Annotated in this window: 15 protein-coding genes and 1 tRNA gene; 4 read left to right on the plus strand and 12 right to left on the minus strand. The window is 62.3% G+C overall.

Features of this window, described 5'->3' with window-relative positions; all coding sequences use genetic code 11:
- Positions 1–107: 107 nt before the first annotated feature.
- From C266_RS02105 to C266_RS02150, 10 genes are all read right to left on the minus strand, one after another.
- Positions 108–1361: an NADH-quinone oxidoreductase subunit D gene (locus tag C266_RS02105; protein WP_010807411.1), complete on the minus strand. Its 1254-nt coding sequence runs from the start codon at positions 1359–1361 to the stop codon at positions 108–110.
- Positions 1362–1370: 9 nt separating this feature from the next.
- Complete coding sequence (locus C266_RS02110; RefSeq protein WP_010807412.1) at positions 1371–1970, minus strand: NADH-quinone oxidoreductase subunit C; 600 nt, start codon at positions 1968–1970, stop codon at positions 1371–1373.
- Positions 1971–1982: 12 nt separating this feature from the next.
- Positions 1983–2462: an NADH-quinone oxidoreductase subunit B family protein gene (locus C266_RS02115; protein WP_010807413.1), complete on the minus strand. Its 480-nt coding sequence runs from the start codon at positions 2460–2462 to the stop codon at positions 1983–1985.
- Between the two features lie 47 nt (positions 2463–2509).
- The gene (locus C266_RS02120; RefSeq protein ID WP_010807414.1) at positions 2510–2869 is read right to left on the minus strand and encodes an NADH-quinone oxidoreductase subunit A; all 360 of its coding nucleotides are present in this window, start codon (positions 2867–2869) and stop codon (positions 2510–2512) included.
- Positions 2870–2999: 130 nt separating this feature from the next.
- A tRNA-Leu gene (locus tag C266_RS02125) sits at positions 3000–3084 on the minus strand.
- A 142-nt stretch (positions 3085–3226) separates the two neighbouring features.
- The gene (gene secG / locus C266_RS02130; RefSeq protein WP_036661140.1) at positions 3227–3595 is read right to left on the minus strand and encodes a preprotein translocase subunit SecG; all 369 of its coding nucleotides are present in this window, start codon (positions 3593–3595) and stop codon (positions 3227–3229) included.
- A 94-nt stretch (positions 3596–3689) separates the two neighbouring features.
- Positions 3690–4457: a triose-phosphate isomerase gene (tpiA, locus tag C266_RS02135; RefSeq protein WP_036661143.1), complete on the minus strand. Its 768-nt coding sequence runs from the start codon at positions 4455–4457 to the stop codon at positions 3690–3692.
- Between the two features lie 181 nt (positions 4458–4638).
- On the minus strand, positions 4639–5643 hold the full coding sequence (locus C266_RS02140) for an NAD(P)H-quinone oxidoreductase (protein ID WP_010807417.1): 1005 nt from the start codon (positions 5641–5643) through the stop codon (positions 4639–4641).
- 417 nt (positions 5644–6060) lie between these two features.
- Entirely contained in the window at positions 6061–6552 is a 492-nt protein-coding gene (locus tag C266_RS28225; protein ID WP_081636107.1) for a response regulator transcription factor, read from the minus strand.
- A 126-nt stretch (positions 6553–6678) separates the two neighbouring features.
- The gene (locus C266_RS02150; protein ID WP_010807419.1) at positions 6679–8652 is read right to left on the minus strand and encodes a diguanylate cyclase domain-containing protein; all 1974 of its coding nucleotides are present in this window, start codon (positions 8650–8652) and stop codon (positions 6679–6681) included.
- A 308-nt stretch (positions 8653–8960) separates the two neighbouring features.
- Here C266_RS02150 and mutS point away from each other — a divergent pair, with 308 nt between their 5' ends.
- Both mutS and C266_RS02160 read left to right on the plus strand, forming a co-directional pair.
- Entirely contained in the window at positions 8961–11663 is a 2703-nt protein-coding gene (gene mutS, locus C266_RS02155; RefSeq protein WP_036660955.1) for a DNA mismatch repair protein MutS, read from the plus strand.
- A gap of 6 nt (positions 11664–11669) precedes the next feature.
- Complete coding sequence (locus C266_RS02160; RefSeq protein ID WP_010807421.1) at positions 11670–13019, plus strand: hypothetical protein; 1350 nt, start codon at positions 11670–11672, stop codon at positions 13017–13019.
- Between the two features lie 138 nt (positions 13020–13157).
- Here the strand turns inward: C266_RS02160 and C266_RS02165 are convergent, their stop codons facing one another.
- A complete protein-coding gene (locus tag C266_RS02165; protein WP_010807422.1) occupies positions 13158–13685 on the minus strand; it encodes a peptidylprolyl isomerase in 528 nt (175 codons plus the stop codon).
- A gap of 215 nt (positions 13686–13900) precedes the next feature.
- Between C266_RS02165 and C266_RS02170 the strand changes: the two genes are divergently transcribed.
- Positions 13901–15121 (plus strand): cupin domain-containing protein, encoded by a 1221-nt coding sequence (locus tag C266_RS02170; RefSeq protein ID WP_010807423.1) that lies wholly within the window; start codon positions 13901–13903, stop codon positions 15119–15121.
- A gap of 178 nt (positions 15122–15299) precedes the next feature.
- A complete protein-coding gene (locus tag C266_RS27645; protein WP_081636109.1) occupies positions 15300–15560 on the plus strand; it encodes a hypothetical protein in 261 nt (86 codons plus the stop codon).
- 133 nt (positions 15561–15693) lie between these two features.
- On the opposite strand, the gene C266_RS02175 is transcribed toward C266_RS27645, so the two are convergent.
- The gene (locus C266_RS02175; RefSeq protein WP_036660959.1) at positions 15694–16485 is read right to left on the minus strand and encodes an MBL fold metallo-hydrolase; all 792 of its coding nucleotides are present in this window, start codon (positions 16483–16485) and stop codon (positions 15694–15696) included.
- Positions 16486–16491: the final 6 nt, after the last annotated feature.

Raw genomic sequence — 16491 nt, forward strand, 5'->3', positions numbered from 1 at the left:
CTCGGCTGCCCGCAACTCACAGGCACGGCAACTGGAACGGCAATGGTATCGACCTGCGAAACCCTGCCGAATTAACACTGCGGGCGCCTGGGGCGCCCGCTGCGCATTTAGCGATCAATCTCGCCGAACACGATGTCCTGGGTACCGATGATTGCGACAGCATCTGCAATCATGTGACCCTTTGCCATCTCGTCGAGCGCAGAAAGGTGGGCAAAGCCCGGCGCGCGAATTTTCAGGCGGTACGGCTTGTTGGCACCGTCCGACACCAGATAGATGCCGAACTCGCCCTTCGGGTGCTCGATAGCGGCATACGTCTCGCCGGCGGGCACGTGGAAGCCTTCGGTGAAGAGCTTGAAGTGGTGAATCAGCTCTTCCATGTTCGACTTCATTTCCACTCGCGACGGCGGCGCCACCTTGTGATTGTCCGTAATCACCGGACCTTCGTTGGCACGCAACCATTTCACGCACTGACGAATCAGGCTGGCCGACTGGCGCATTTCTTCAACGCGCACCAGATAACGGTCGTAACAATCGCCTTCCTTACCCACCGGGATGTCGAACTCGAGGCGGTCGTACACTTCGTACGGCTGCTTCTTGCGCAAATCCCAGGCAATGCCCGAGCCACGCAGCATCGCACCGGAGAAGCCGAGCTGCATGGCACGCTCGGGCGACACCACGCCGATACCGACCAGACGCTGCTTCCAGATACGGTTGTCGGTGAGCAGCGTTTCGTACTCGTCGACACACTTCGGGAAGCGGATGGCGAAATCTTCGATGAAGTCCAGCAGCGAGCCTTCGCGCGCTTCGTTCATCTTCTTGATCGCACGCTCGTTGTGGAACTTCGACGCACGATACTTCGGCATCGTGTCCGGCAGATCGCGGTACACACCGCCCGGACGGTAGTAAGCCGCGTGCATACGTGCACCCGAAACGGCTTCATACACGTCGAACAGATCTTCGCGCTCACGGAAGGCGTACAGGAACACCGCCATCGCGCCCACGTCGAGCGCATGGGAGCCGATCCACATCAGGTGATTCAGAACGCGCGTAATTTCGTCGAACATCACGCGGATGTATTGTGCGCGAATCGGCACTTCGACGCCGAGCAGCTTTTCGATCGCCATCACATAGGCGTGCTCGTTGCACATCATCGAGACGTAGTCCAGACGATCCATGTACGGCACGGATTGCAGGAACGTCTTCGATTCGGCGAGCTTTTCGGTCGCGCGGTGCAACAGGCCGATGTGCGGATCGGCGCGCTGGATCACTTCGCCGTCCAGCTCCAGCACCAAGCGCAGCACACCGTGCGCTGCCGGGTGCTGCGGACCGAAGTTCAGAGTGTAGTTCTTGATGTCTGCCACAAGGCCACCTTAATGTTTCAGACCGGCGTAATGCTCTTCGCGGATGATGCGCGGCGTAATTTCGCGCGGCTCGATCGTCACCGGTTGGTAGATCACTCGCTTCTGTTCCGGGTCGTAACGCATCTCGACATAACCGGACGTCGGGAAGTCCTTGCGGAACGGGTGACCGATGAAACCGTAGTCCGTCAGAATACGGCGCAGATCCGGGTGACCCTCGAACACGATACCGACCAGATCGAAGGCTTCACGCTCGAACCAGTTGGCCGAACTCCACAGATCGATCAGCGATGCCACGACCGGCAGATCGTCTTCCGGTGCGAACACGCGCACACGCAGACGCCAGTTGTGGGTGAGCGAGAGCAGATGCGAGACGGCGGCATAGCGCGGGCCGTCGTAGGCACCCTCGCCATAGGCCGAGTAGTCCAGGCCGGCAACATCCATCAATTGCTCGAACTTCAGCTCGGGATGATCGCGCAGCGTGCGCGCCACTTCGAGATAGTCGCTTGCCTTGACGGTCAACGTCAGCTCGTCGAGGGCTTCCACCAACTGCTCGGCACGAGTGCCAAGCACGTTTTGCAGGGTGGTCTTGAGTTGTTCTAGTGTAGACATGGGCGGGGGCGGTTATTTACGCGCGATCGTCGCAGTCCGCTTGATCTTCGACTGCAACTGGATGATGCCGTAGACAAGCGCCTCGGCCGTGGGCGGACAGCCCGGCACGTAGACGTCGACTGGCACGATGCGATCGCAACCGCGCACCACCGAGTAGGAATAGTGATAGTAACCGCCGCCGTTGGCGCACGACCCCATCGAGATCACCCAACGCGGCTCGGCCATCTGGTCGTACACCTTGCGCAGCGCGGGCGCCATCTTGTTGCACAGCGTGCCGGCCACGATCATCACGTCCGACTGACGCGGGCTCGGGCGGAACACCACGCCAAACCGGTCCAGATCGTAACGCGCCGCGCCGGCGTGCATCATTTCAACGGCACAACACGCAAGGCCGAACGTCATCGGCCAAAGCGAACCCGTGCGCGTCCAGTTGATGAGTTTGTCAGCCGTGGTGGTGACGAACCCTTCGCGCAAAACCCCTTCGATGCTCATATGCTTACCCTGAATCCTTCTGCAATGCTGCCAATACGTTGACGGTCTTATTCCCAGTCAAGCGCACCGCGCTTCCACAGGAACACGAAACCGACGAGCAGTTCAAGCAGGAAACCCATCATGGAGATAAAGCCCACCCAGCCGATATCGCGCAGGGCCACGCCCCACGGAAACAGAAATGCCGTTTCCAGATCGAACAGGATGAAAAGGATGGCGACGAGATAGTAGCGCACATCGAACTTCATGCGCGCGTCTTCGAAAGCCTCGAAGCCGCACTCGTACGGAGAGAGTTTTTCGCTGTCGGGTTTGTTGGGGCCGAGGAATTTACCAACCCCAATCAGTACCGCCCCAAGACCGCCACCTACCAGAAGAAACAGCAGGACGGGATAATAGGTTCCGAGGTTCAACTCTACCCTCTTTCGGTTAGTTCAAAGAACCGCTCTCGTCGATGGCGTGGGGACCGGAAAGCGGATGAACGGTGAGCACAAAATAAAATGCCAGCCAAAGCATAAACGCAAGGCTGGCATCGTAGAACTGTGGTGCCGACGGCGAGACTCGAACTCGCACAGCTTTCGCCACTACCCCCTCAAGATAGCGTGTCTACCAATTTCACCACGTCGGCATTCATAGTCTGCAATCCGCTGTCACTTACGAATCGCTTCAAGACCGCTATAGTAGCGCCCTTCCACCTTTTGTTCAATGCACAAATCGATTTTTTTTCGATTTTCTTTACAGCTTATTACTTGTCACAAAGCTATCGTCAATTACTTGGGCACGCCCTGCGGATTGGCCACAGAAGCCGGTGCCGGAATGCTTGCCGCAGCAGGTGCCGACGCCGTTGCCGGCGAAGTCGCGGCAGGCAAATTACCAAGGACACCGATGTTTGCTGCCGGCTTATACGAACCGAGATACGTGAGACCCAGCGTGGTCACGAAGAATACGGCCGCCAGAACTGCCGTGGTACGCGACAGGAAGTTCGCAGAGCCCGATGCACCGAAGAGACTGCCCGACGAACCGCTACCGAATGCAGCGCCCATGTCGGCGCCTTTGCCATGCTGAAGCAACACCAGACCGATGATGCCCAGCGCCGAAAGCACCTGCACCACGATCAACAACGTTTTCAACAACCCCATCTCATCACCCGTATAGAAAAATCCGATTTGCAGTGCATTTTTGATGCACCGCATCATGACTATTTCGTGCCATGACGAAGCATGGCATTGGCAATCAGCGCGACAGTCCCGCCTCGCAAATCGCCAGAAAATCGACCGCCTTCAATGCCGCACCGCCGATCAGACCGCCATCGACGTCCGCCATTGAGAACAGCTCGGCCGCGTTGTCCGGCTTCACACTGCCACCGTACAACACCGCCACATCCGTGACCGCCTCACCCTTCGCGCGCAACAGCGAACGCAGATGGGCATGTACTTCCTGCGCCTCGGCCGAGGTTGCCGTCTTGCCCGTACCAATCGCCCAAACCGGTTCGTAAGCGACAACGATCCGCTCGGCCTGCTCCACCGTCAGCGCTGCGAGTACCGCCTCGAGCTGACGCGTCACCACCGCCGTCGTCTCACCGGCCTCGCGCTCGGCAAGCGTCTCACCCACACATACGATCGGCGTCATGCCCGCATCGAGCACGCGCACCGTCTTGCCAGCAACATTCGCATCGGTCTCGGCGTGATACGTGCGACGCTCCGAGTGCCCCACGATCACGAACTGCGCACCGAACTCGGCAATCATCGGCGCCGCGACTTCGCCCGTGAAGGCACCGCTCAACTGCGCCGAGACATCCTGCGCACCAAAGCCCAACACCTGCCCCGAGAGGCGAGTCTGGCATTGTGCGAGATAGGGGAACGGCACGCACACGGCCGCAATCACGCCCGGCGCGCTCAGCACCGGCGATGCCAGCAGGTCGCCCAGAAGCGCCTCGTTGCCGGCCAGACTGCCATGCAGTTTCCAATTGCCCACGACGAGCTTGCCAGCCTTGCGGCTGATGGTGCGAGCCGAAGCTGCGGTACCAGTTGTCACGCCTTATCCCCCAATGCGTATGGACGAAAAACCTCTCATTCTAGTGCGTCCAGGGCATGGGGGTCAATTTCGATGGCTTTCTAACGCGAGAATCCGCATGAAACACGCATTTCACGCGGATTCCCACCATCAATCGACGCAGGCGTGCTTACCAGGTCAGCACGATCTTGCCGACGTGCGTACTGGTTTCCATCAAAGCATGGGCTTTGTCCGCTTGTTCGGCCGGGAACGTCTGATAAATCACCGGACGAATCTTGCCTGCCGCAAACAGCGGCCAGACGTTATCGTACAGGCGCTGCGCGATGGCCGCCTTGAATGCTACCGAGCGCGGGCGCAGCGTCGAGCCGGTCACTGTCAGGCGGCGGCGCAATAGCGCGCCCATATCCAGCGTGGCCTTGCTCCCGCCGAGCAGCGCGATGATGGCGATGCGTCCGTCAAAGGCCAGCGCCTGTACTTCACGCGGCAGATAGTCGCCGCCCACCATATCGAGCACGACGTCCACGCCGCGATCCTGGGTGAGTTCCTTGGCGATGGCGACGAAATCCTCGGTCTTGTAATTGATGCCCCGCTCCGCGCCAAGTGCTTCGCATGCGCGAGCCTTCTCGTCGGAACCGGCGGTTGCGAACACGCGATGGCCGAGCGCCACGCCAAGCTGGATCGCCGTCACGCCGATACCGCTCGTTCCCCCTTGCACCAGCAGCGTCTCCTTCTCGCCCGTCTCGGTCTCACCGAGGTGAGCGCGATCGAACACGTTGCTCCACACCGTGAAGAACGTTTCCGGCAGCGACGCCGCCTCCACGTCCGACAGCCCTTCCGGCACCGGCAGCACCTGTGCGAGCGGCGCGGCGCAATACTCGGCATAGCCACCGCCCTGCACCAGCGCGCACACGCGCGAACCGATCTTCAGACCCCAGCGGTTGTCTGCCCCATCGAGCGCGCCTTCGACGATCTCGCCAGCGACTTCGAGTCCGGGCAGATCCGAGGCGCCCGGCGGCACCGGGTACTGACCGATACGCTGAAGCACGTCCGGACGGTTCACTCCCGACGCCGCCACCTTGATAAGCACTTCGCCCGGCTTGAGTTCGGGACGCGGCCGCTCGGTGGGCTTGAGCACTTCCGGTGCGCCGTACTGCGTGATCTCGATCGCCTTCATCGTGTCTGTCCTCGGTTTCGGGGGCGAAGTCCTCGCATCGAAGCGGGTCGCCCGTCTCGTTGGGGTCGTGAGGATGATGCCTGCGCCGCGCGCCTTCAAGCGCACCGGCCATGACACGCACCCTCGGTAAATTGTGTCGAGCCGGTACCTTATCACCGACAGCGCGATCGTGTTGGCCGACGAAGCGAACCTCGCGCTCGTTCTCGATCAATCGGAATTATTCGGGACGTTGGCACGACATTGGCAACGTGCTCGCAGTTGGTTTGGTTTGCGCGACGTGAACCGACGCGCTCACTGTCTGGTTGACGGGCGCGTCGCGTGGGATCGTAACGACCTTGTGCGACGCGCCGGATTGTGCCCAAAAGGAAGAAGCCGGCGGTTCGGGGCAAGCCAGCGACGCCTACCTCGGAAAGACCGTCAGGCGACGCCTTCCCCCCCTTCGTCGATCAGCCCGTGCCGAATGGCGTAGCCGATCAGGTCTGCACTATCGTCGAGCGCGAGTTTGTGCAGGATATTTGCGACGTGTGCTGCGATCGTTCGCTCGCTCGAATGCATGACATCAACGATCTCATTGACGGCCAGGCCGTCGACCAGCATATGAAACACTTCGTTTTCGCGAACCGACAAACTCAGATACCTCGGATTGTCGTCGCGTCCCTCGGTACGCTGCCGCGACCGCGGCGCCCGATGCGATGCCCGCGGTGGCTCACGGCGCGCCCCAGCCTCGCGCCACCCTGCGTCGGAAGCCGCCCGCGTGGTTACCCGGCTTCGTCCGCCTTCGAGTTTCATGCCCGCCTCCTGTATGAACACTTTCGCTCGCCGGCTCCATCGACTGCGGTAAGCAGTCAACGTACGGCGTCGTTCATTGTGCGACAGACAATTCACGCTCGTAACTTCACAGAAGCTCATCGCAATGGCGTGTTCGATTGCCGTTGCCTAATACGCGACGCTCACCGCAGGCCAACCCTCCCGGCAAACGCCAGCGCATTACCGTCGACATCCGCGAGACATCTCGCCGCCCCGGTGAGCGCCCGCTCACGCGAATCGGCCGGGCGCACCATCGCCGAGCACGAAGCGCCCGCGTCCGCCGTGTTTCGCGTTGTAGAGCGCGCGGTCTGCGGCCTGGAACAGCATGTCGGGCGTCTTGTCCTCACCACGCGCGACCATCGCCACGCCGACACAGGCCCCCACACTCACCTCACCGACGGACAGCACCATGGGCCGCGACGCCAGATCGAGAATCGACATCGCCGTGCGCTCGACGTCGACGACATCCTGAACATCCCCCATGATGACGGCAAATTCGTCGCCGCCGAAACGGGCGATGGCATCGCTCTCACGCACGCTCGCCACAAGCCGCTTGGCCAGCCGCCGAAGCAGTTCATCACCCAGCGCATGGCCCCAGGTGTCGTTGACCACCTTGAAACGATCCAGATCGACGAACAGCAGCGCCTGCGCCCCGGCGCCTTCGCGCGCACGTCGCACGGCGTTGGCCAGCGCCTGATCGAATCCCTTGCGATTGAGCAGCCCCGTGAGGTGATCGGTGTGCGATTCACGTCGCCAGCGCCGCTCGTTCGAACGCTCTACGGTGATGTCGCGCACAAATACGTGAACGCCGGCGAGCACATTCTGCGACGCCCACTCCGGTTGATAACTCACTTCGAAGCAGCGATACGCCGCGTCTTCGCCGAAATCCCAGACGAAGGTGGCGGCCTCGCCGGCGTATGCCCGCGACAGGTAAGGCGCAAACTCACGATACAGCGACGGGCCAAGCAACTCGCGCGCCGTCGCGCCGAGAATGCGCTCGCGCGAGTGGCGCAATCGCTGCTCACAGGCCCGGTTCACGAACGCGAAGCGCTCTTCACCATCGAGAAACGCCACCAAATAGGGCACGCGGTCTGCGATCTCCTGCATGCGACGCACGTGCGCGCGTGCCGCCTCGCGCGATATTTCCAGTGCCTCCGTACGATCGCCCAACTGTTCCATCATGTCGCGAAACGTGTTCGCGAGTGCCCCGATCTCGTCGGCACGCTGCACGGGCAGCGATTGCACGGCGCGCATATCGCCGGCGCTGCGCTGTACGAGGTTGCGCAGCGTGTCGAGCGGATGCAACATGCGCCGCGCCATCCACCACATCGCAAACGCCGCAATACCGATGGCGGCGATCGCGAGCATGATGACGCGCCGCCGCACCCGCGCGAGCGGATCGAAAGCTTCGGCACCGGGCACTACCGCCACGACCGACCACCCCGTCGTCGTCATGGTCGCGCGCGCGACCAGCGGGTGCATGTGGACGATCTCGTGCTGGCCGGGATCGCGTATACCGCACAACGTCTGCTCCGGCCCCACCGGGGTGAGAATCTTTGTCACATCGGCCTGAATGACGTACCGTGCCGGATTCTCGTTGGTGACCAGGCAGTAACGCCCCGTCTCGCCGATCGCGTTGCTCGCCAGATCAACGATAAAATTCTGCCGCAGCAAATTGACTGCCCCGCCGATCACGGCCATCACCTTACCCTGCGCGTCGGTGACAGGCACAGCGAGCACGATGCCCGGCGAGCGCGTGATCTTGCCCGCAATCACGCTTGAGGCGGCCTGCGGCGCGCCCGCGAGCAGTTGCTGGAAGTAATCGCGATCGGCAATATTGAAGGGCGTGGCGGGGAACGTCGAGTCGTAGAGCACGCGGCCGTCGGGAGCGGCCACGAAAAGTGTGTTGAACGTCTCCGGCATCGACACCGACATGCCGGCAAAGGTGTCGAACTGCGCGGGCGTCATGGCGTGGAGATCGCCAATATGGCGGGACATACGATGCAGCGCGAGAAACTTTCCCCGCAATTTGTCGTCGAGCTGGTCGGCCACGAGCTTGACCTGCGAGTCAAGCTGCGCCTGCATCGAGTTTCGCAATTCCCCGTAAACGAAAAACTCGATGCCAACGGCCACACCGACGATCAATACCATCGAGACGAGCGCTGTCGCCAACGCGACTCGTCCCTTCAACGACTTCACCATACTGACCCGTGCGAGAGTAGCTTGCGCTGCTTTTTGGTAATTTTTGCGGAGCTTACCACCCGAAACGGCACATTTTCGGGAAACTTGAGAATAATTCGCCCCCTTCATGTGACATGTTTACCGACACCTGAAGGCAACATCGCAGCACGTCGCATGACGGGCCGGGTCAAACCCGTCGTAAAATTGCGCATCCAACGCGCCACGATGGTGCGAACCGGCGCGCTGCATGCCGGCTCACCGCGAGATCCTCCGGCAGGTGCCACCTGCCCAAGGCATCGTGACCCGACTCGCCCGACCCGAATTCATTCATGACGAGCACCCAAGCTACCCCTGCCCCCGCCTCCACCGCACCGATGACGCCGATGATGCAGCAGTACACACGCATCAAGGCCGAGCATCCGAACATGCTCGTCTTCTATCGCATGGGCGACTTCTACGAGCTGTTCCATGATGACGCGGCCAAGGCGGCACGCCTGCTCGACCTCACGCTTACCGCGCGCGGCCAGTCCGGCGGTCAACCGATCCGCATGGCCGGCGTTCCCCATCACGCCGTGGAGCAATATCTGGGCAAGCTGGTCAAGCTCGGCGAATCGGTCGCCATCTGCGAGCAGATCGGCGACCCGGCCACCGCCAAGGGCCCCGTGGAGCGCAAAGTCGTGCGCATCGTTACCCCCGGCACGCTGACCGACGCCGCGCTGCTCAGCGACAAGGTCGATCAGTATCTGCTCGCCGTGCAGATACCCCCGGCCCGGCGCGCCAGCGAATGCATCGCCGGCCTCGCGTGGCTGTCGCTCGCCAGCGGCGAACTGCGCCTGATGGAAGTGGCCGCCGATAAGCTGCCGCGCGAGCTGGAGCGCATCCGCCCGGCCGAGACACTCGTGCCGGATAGCGCCTTGAAAACGTTCGAGGGCCTTTCCCTCGGCACCACGACCCGGGTGCCCGACTGGCATTTCGACACGGCTGCCGGCACGCAGCGACTGCGCGATCAACTCGGCGTTGCCAGCCTGACGGCCTTCGGCTGCGATGGCCTGAACCCCGCGCTAGGTGCGGCCGGTGCGCTACTGCAATACGCAGCCGCTACGCAGGGCCAGTCGCTGCGCCATGTGCAAAGTCTGAACGTGGAGCGGGAAGCGGCCTATATTGGCCTGGACGCCGCGACCCGGCGCAATCTGGAACTCACCGAGACGCTGCGCGGCACCGAATCGCCAACGCTGCTCTCGCTGCTCGACACCTGCGGCACCACGATGGGCAGCCGCCTGATGCGTCACTGGCTTCACCACCCGATGCGCGATCAGCAGGTGCCGCAGTCGCGCCAACAGGCCATCGCCACGTTGCTCGTAGGCCCCGGCACGTGGCGCGCGCTGAACAGCGAACTGCGGCATGTGGCGGACGTCGAGCGAATTACGGCACGTCTGGCACTGCTCACGGCGCGTCCACGCGATCTGTCGAGCCTGCGCGATGCCTTGCGCCGTCTGCCCGAGCTGCACACCACACTGCGCGCCGTCGAAGCGAGTTCGCCGCTGCTTGCCATCCTGCACGAAGACCTTGCCATTCCCGACGCCGCGCTCGCGCTGCTCACGAGCGCCGTTGCGCAAGACCCGGCTGCGATGGTGCGCGACGGCGGCGTCATCGCACGCGGCTACGATGCCGACCTCGACGAGTTGCGGGACATCTCGGAGAACTGCGGACAGTTCCTCATCGATCTGGAAACGCGCGAGCGTGCCCGTACCGGCATCAACAATTTGCGTGTCGAGTTCAACAAGGTGCATGGCTTTTATATTGAAGTCACGCGCGGCCAGACCGACAAGGTGCCCGATGACTATCGTCGCCGTCAGACGCTCAAGAATGCCGAGCGCTACATCACGCCGGAACTGAAGACATTCGAAGACAAGGCGCTGTCTGCACAGGAACGTTCGCTCGCCCGGGAAAAACTGCTTTACGACGCGCTGCTGCAAGCCCTGCTGCCGCACATCACCGAGTTCAAGCGCATTGCGCAGGCACTCGCCCAACTGGACGTTCTCTCCGCCCTGGCCGAACGCGCCGAGACACTGGGCTGGGTAAAGCCCGAGCTGGTGCAAGATCGCGTGGTGGACATTCGCCAGGGTCGTCATCCGGTCGTTGAGCAACAGGTGGAGCGCTTCATCGCCAACGATTGTTCGCTGGGCGATGCCCGCCGCCTGCTGCTCATCACCGGCCCGAACATGGGCGGTAAGTCGACGTTCATGCGTCAGACCGCGCTGATCGCCCTGCTCGCTTACGTGGGCTGCTACGTGCCCGCCGAGGCCGTACGCCTCGGGCCGCTCGATGCCATCTTCACGCGTATCGGCGCCTCGGACGACCTCGCGGGCGGACGCTCGACGTTCATGGTCGAGATGACCGAATCGGCGGCGATTCTGCATACGGCAACCGACCAGAGCCTCGTGCTGATGGACGAAATCGGACGCGGCACGTCGACGTTCGATGGCCTCGCGCTAGCATGGGCGATTGCGCGGCATCTGCTCGGTCACAATCGCTGCTACACGTTGTTCGCCACGCACTATTTCGAACTGACGCAACTCCCGGACGAATTCCCGCAATGCGCGAACGTGCATCTGTCGGCCGTAGAGCATGGTGAAGGCATCGTGTTCCTGCACGCGGTTCAGGATGGCCCCGCGAGCCAGAGCTACGGCTTGCAGGTCGCGCAGCTTGCCGGGGTGCCGATGCCGGTCATTCGCGCGGCGCGCAAGCATCTTGCGTTGCTCGAACAGCAGGCGCTCGATCCGGCCGCACCGCAGCTCGATCTGTTCGCGCCCCGCGCGCCCATCGAGGACGATCTCGACGACGATGCCGGCAGCGTGGCGGCACGTCAGGAGACACCTGATACGACACGTCGGGCCGCCGCACTCGACCCGGACGCCGAGGCCGCGCTGGCGCGTCTGGCACAGATCGATCCGGACGACCTTCGTCCGCGCGAAGCGCTTGAACTGTTGTATGAACTGCGAGGCCTGATGGACGGCCGCGCGAACCACTGACTTCCCGTGTTGAAGCTGCGTCGCCTGCGCGCCCCTCGCCACCCCCGCGTCGGCTTGTTCGCGGTGTGCTTCGTGGCACTTGCGCTGGCGACGGGTTCAACGTTGGCAGCAGCGTCGCAGGGCAACGCGAAGCCCGCCGCGAAAGCCGTGGCCAAGAGCGCACCCAAACCGCCGCCGTTCGATTTTGCCGTGCTCGGCAATACCCCGTTCGGGAATGCCGAAGTGCCCGTGGTGCGCAGCGTGCTGACCAACATTGGCGACACGCAGGCTGCATTTGTCGTTCACGCGGGCAATATCAAAGACGTCACGGAGTCGTGCCGTGACGAACTCATCACGCAGCGCCTGAGTCTGCTCGCCAGTTCTCCCAAGCCGCTTCTCTATGTGCCCGGCGCTAACGACTGGGCCGATTGCCAGCGCGCCAGCGAGGGGAGCTACAACCCCGTGGAGCGCCTCGATTTTCTGCGCGATCACGCATTCAACGACGATGCGCTGCTCGGCCCGGGCCCCGTGGGTTACGCACAGTTCGACATCACGCGTCAGAGCGACATGGCACGCTTTCGCCAGTATCACGAGAACGTGCGGTGGTTCTATCGCGGCGTGGTGTTCGTCGGCCTGAACCTTCCGGGTAACAACAACAATTACCGCTCGGCCGGAGGACGCAACGGCGAATACGAAGATCGGGTCATTGCAACGCGCGTCTGGTTGCAGCACGCGGCGGTCTACGCACAACAGAAGGACGCTATTGGCATGGTCATCGTCGCGCAAGCCGATCCGGAGTTCGAACCGGCGCACAGCGGTGGTCTGGGCGGCATCTTCTCGGAACGGTCCGGACGGCACGGGATCGATGGCTATAAGGATTTCCGTGCGCAGTTGCTGCGCCTTGCCAATCGCTTCAAAGCGCCAATCCTGTTGATCGACAGCGGCAAGACGATGCGTCACACGCAACCGCTGCGCGATACCCACGGCGCGCCCGTCAAGTCATTCACGCAACTGAGCAGCTATGGCTCGCCCGCGGCAGACCGCTGGGTGCGCGTGCGCGTCGATCCGCGTACGCCGCAACTGTTCCGCTTCGAGAGCGTGGCGCTCGCCCCCAATAGCGCGGCAGCGGCCAATGCTCAGCGCAGCAGTGGCGCGGCGCCGGCATCGGTCGTCGCGCCGAACCCCGAACCCGGCAGAACGTCCGCCAGCCCCTCAGGCGCTGCGCCCTACGCCGCGCCGTACTCCGCCGTCTATCCGTCGTCCGGTCTGGTCACCGGAGCCAGTTCGGTCAGCTCGGACCCCAATCAGGGCGTCACGCCCATCGGCCCCGCACGCACGCCCAACACGGCGACACATCCCGCCGCGCACAGCCGCTGAGCGAGGCCCTGGAAACGCAAACGCCGGGTCCGGCGCATCGCGATATGCAATGCGCCGGACCCGGCGAATGTCCTGATACGGCTTTCGCGCGTCGTGCGTCGCCTGCACTGCTCTTAGACAGCAGTGCGACGCCGAAACTCAGTGCAGCGTCGGTGCGTCGTCTTCGTCTTCGTCGACGACCTCGAGACCCGACGCACCATGCGCGTGCTGGTGCTCGATTTCCTCTTCCGTCGCCTGACGCACGTCGGTCACCTTCAGATCGAAACGCAGCGCCATGCCCGCGAGCGGATGATTGCCGTCGAGCACAACCTTGTCGTCGGCAACGTCCGTCACCGTGTAGATCAACGTGTCGGACTCGTCGTCACCATCTTCCGGCGTGCCTTCGAACTGCATGCCGACTTCCAGCGGCTCCGGGAAACGGCCACGCTCTTCGACCTTGATCAACTCGGAATCGTAGTCGCCGAACGCGTCGGCCGGTTCCAGTTGCAGTTGCGCCTCATAGCCAACGTCCTGGCCATCGAGCGCTTCCTCGATCTTGGGGAACGTGCCATCATAGCCGCCGTGCAGATAAACCATCGGCTCGGCGCCGCTTTCTTCGATCAGGTTGCCCTGAGCGTCCGACAACTTGTAAGTCACCGAGACGACGGTATTCTTTTCGATCTTCATCAAACTCTCCGGAAAACAGCCCGCATTATACGCGCAGCCGTATGACAGCGCCCCGGCAGTAACCTGAAGCGACATCGAGGTCCGCAAGCGGGCGCACCGCGTGTTCGCATTGTGTTCATTCCTGCACCTCGCGCAAGCACGCGCCGGGCTGCCATCGGATGACAGACACCGGCGCCGTTGCCTCCCGCTGTCACTTTTAACGCATCGATCTACGCATGACGACATCCCGCCCCACATCGCCCCTGCTCGGCGGTCTCGCGCCCGAGGCCTTCATGAAGCGCTACTGGCACAAGCGCCCGCTACTCATCCGGCAAGCGATCCCCGGCTTTACCGCGCCGCTCTCGCGCGACGCGCTGTTCGCACTCGCCGCGCAGGACGACGTCGAATCTCGACTCATCAGCCATGCGCGCAAGCGCTGGCAACTTGAGCACGGCCCGTTCGATGCCACCGATTTGCCGCCGCTCACGCGCAAACAATGGACGCTTCTCGTGCAAGGTGTGAATCTGCACGCGCCGGCCGTCGATGCCCTCATGCAACAGTTTCGCTTCATTCCCGACGCTCGTCTCGACGACGTGATGATCAGCTACGCCACCGATGGCGGCGGTGTGGGACCGCATCTCGACTCCTACGATGTCTTTCTGCTGCAAGCCCATGGCAAGCGTCGCTGGCGCATCGGGCCGCAACGTGACACCACATGGCTCGAGGGTGTGCCGCTGCGCATCCTGAAGCACTTCGAAGCCGAAGAGGAATGGGTGCTCGAGCCAGGCGACATGCTGTATCTGCCGCCAGGCTATGCGCACGACGGTGTCGCCGAAGGCGAGTGCATGACGTACTCGATCGGTTTTCGCGCGCCGCTCGAGCAGGAGATGCTTCAGAACTTCCTGTACTACCTTGCCGAGAACGCCCCCGAATTGCCGTTCGCACGTCATTTCGCTGGCCGATACGCCGACCCGTCGCAATCTGCCGTCAAGCATCCTGCCGCGCTGCCCGATGCCATGATCGACACACTCGTCTCGCAACTCGAAAAGGTGCGCTGGGGACAGAAAGAGGTGGAGGACTTCCTTGGGCGCTGGTTGAGCGAACCGAAGTCGCATGTGTTTTTCGACCCGCCGGAAACGCCGCTTTCAGAGACGCGTTTCGTCCGCGAAGCGTCGTCGCGCGGCCTGGCGCTCTCGGCGAAGACACAATTGTTGTATCGACGCAACCGATACTACGTCAACGGTGAGCCGCTCGAAGTCCCCGTCAGTGCAAGATCGACGTTACGGCGCCTCGCCGACCTCCGTCGACTGGATGCCGAGGAATGTGCGAATTTCGAGCAAAATAGCCAAGAAATCGTCGAAATTCTGTACGATTGGTATACTTCGGGATGGCTGCAACTCGAACCAGACTCGAAGACCGTGCGAAAGTTGCGCGCTGTAAGGAAAAAAGCGGGGTAAATGCGCGAGATTGACGTGACGCGTTGGGGAAAACCCAATATAATTTCTCGCCAAGCAGCTTGCATGACCAAGGGTAATCCTCAATTGCCAATGTCTCGCAATCGGCTTTGCGCTGGCAAGAGCGTATTACCGTAATTAATATTCATTCGCTTGTCTTCTACCATAAAAGGACGTGATCATGAAGAAGTCTCTCCTCGTCGCTTCGTTGTTGGCTATCGCCCTGACCGCCTGCGGCAAGAAGGAAGAAGCCGCCGCTCCGGCCGCTGACGCTGCCGCTTCGGCTGCCTCGGCTGCTGCTGATTCGGCCGCTTCGGCTGCTGGCGCTGCTGCCAACACGGTTGCTTCGGCTGCTGGTGCTGCTGCTGACACGGTCGCTTCGGCTGCTGGTGCTGCCGCTGACGCCGTTGCTTCGGCTGCTGACGCTGCTGCCAGCAAGTAAGCTCTCGCTGCCGCAAGGCAGTTGAGCAAAAAAAGCCGGTCTTTCGACCGGCTTTTTTTATTCCTGCGCGTCGTATCGCATCCGCCCTGGCCACCCCGCCCTGCCGACAGCTCAATGCGACGGGCCTACGCCGCTAGCACGCCAACCAGTCAAAGCCCCCTGCCTGCGTCGCCACGAGTATCTCCGTTGCCTCGGTGCCGATGACAGCGGACATCGCCGCCATGGCCAGTTCAGGCGTGTTGTTCTGCTCACTCAAATGCGCGCAAATCACGCGCTGCAGCTTCGCTCTGTCGATCGCCGCCAGAATCTCTGCGGCCGCCTCGTTCGCCAGATGACCATAGATGCCACCGATTCGCGCTTTGAGCGACGCCGGATACTTGCTATTGGCCAGCATCTCGCGATCATGGTTGCATTCGAGCACCAAGGCATCGCAGCCGCCCAGTGTGGCGATCAAGTGAGCGGTCGGGCACCCGGCATCCGTGAGCACCCCCAAGCGGCGCACGCCGTCGGAAAACACGAACTGAAGCGGTTCACGCGCATCGTGAGGCACGGTGTAGGGGTGAAGCTCGATACCGCCTACCGCCAAAGGCTCGTCGGAACGACACCAGCGCACGAGCGCATCGTCGTCGCCAGCCTTGAGGGTTGCGTGTACTTTGACGGCCTGCCCCGTTCCCCAACTCATGATGAGAGGAATCCGGTACTTGCGCGTGAGGGAAAGGGCACTGCCGATGTGGTCGGCATGCTCATGCGTGATGACGATGGCGTCGAGCGACGTCACGTCGATCGAGCGTGCCACAAGACGCCGCTCGACCTCCCGCATCGAGAAACCGCAATCGAGAAGAATACGTGTCGTGGAGGCGCCTTCCGACGCCTCCACCAGCAGGGCATTACCTTCGCTGCCACTGCCTAAACTGGCGAATCGCACGCCCCG

This window comes from Pandoraea sp. SD6-2 (assembly GCF_000389825.1).
In the GTDB taxonomy this organism is placed as follows: domain Bacteria; phylum Pseudomonadota; class Gammaproteobacteria; order Burkholderiales; family Burkholderiaceae; genus Pandoraea; species Pandoraea communis.

Excerpts from the sequence above, each read along its gene's own strand:
- C266_RS02110 (WP_010807412.1), bottom strand. The coding sequence starts at position 1,970 with ATGTCTACACTAGAACAACTCAAGACCACCCTGCAAAACGTGCTTGGC.
- C266_RS02115 (WP_010807413.1), bottom strand. The coding sequence starts at position 2,462 with ATGAGCATCGAAGGGGTTTTGCGCGAAGGGTTCGTCACCACCACGGCT.
- secG (WP_036661140.1), bottom strand. The coding sequence starts at position 3,595 with ATGGGGTTGTTGAAAACGTTGTTGATCGTGGTGCAGGTGCTTTCGGCG.
- C266_RS02140 (WP_010807417.1), bottom strand. The coding sequence starts at position 5,643 with ATGAAGGCGATCGAGATCACGCAGTACGGCGCACCGGAAGTGCTCAAG.
- C266_RS28225 (WP_081636107.1), bottom strand. The coding sequence starts at position 6,552 with ATGAGCTTCTGTGAAGTTACGAGCGTGAATTGTCTGTCGCACAATGAA.
- C266_RS02150 (WP_010807419.1), bottom strand. The coding sequence starts at position 8,652 with ATGGTGAAGTCGTTGAAGGGACGAGTCGCGTTGGCGACAGCGCTCGTC.
- mutS (WP_036660955.1), top strand. The coding sequence starts at position 8,961 with ATGACGAGCACCCAAGCTACCCCTGCCCCCGCCTCCACCGCACCGATG.
- C266_RS02165 (WP_010807422.1), bottom strand. The coding sequence starts at position 13,685 with ATGAAGATCGAAAAGAATACCGTCGTCTCGGTGACTTACAAGTTGTCG.
- C266_RS02170 (WP_010807423.1), top strand. The coding sequence starts at position 13,901 with ATGACGACATCCCGCCCCACATCGCCCCTGCTCGGCGGTCTCGCGCCC.
- C266_RS27645 (WP_081636109.1), top strand. The coding sequence starts at position 15,300 with ATGAAGAAGTCTCTCCTCGTCGCTTCGTTGTTGGCTATCGCCCTGACC.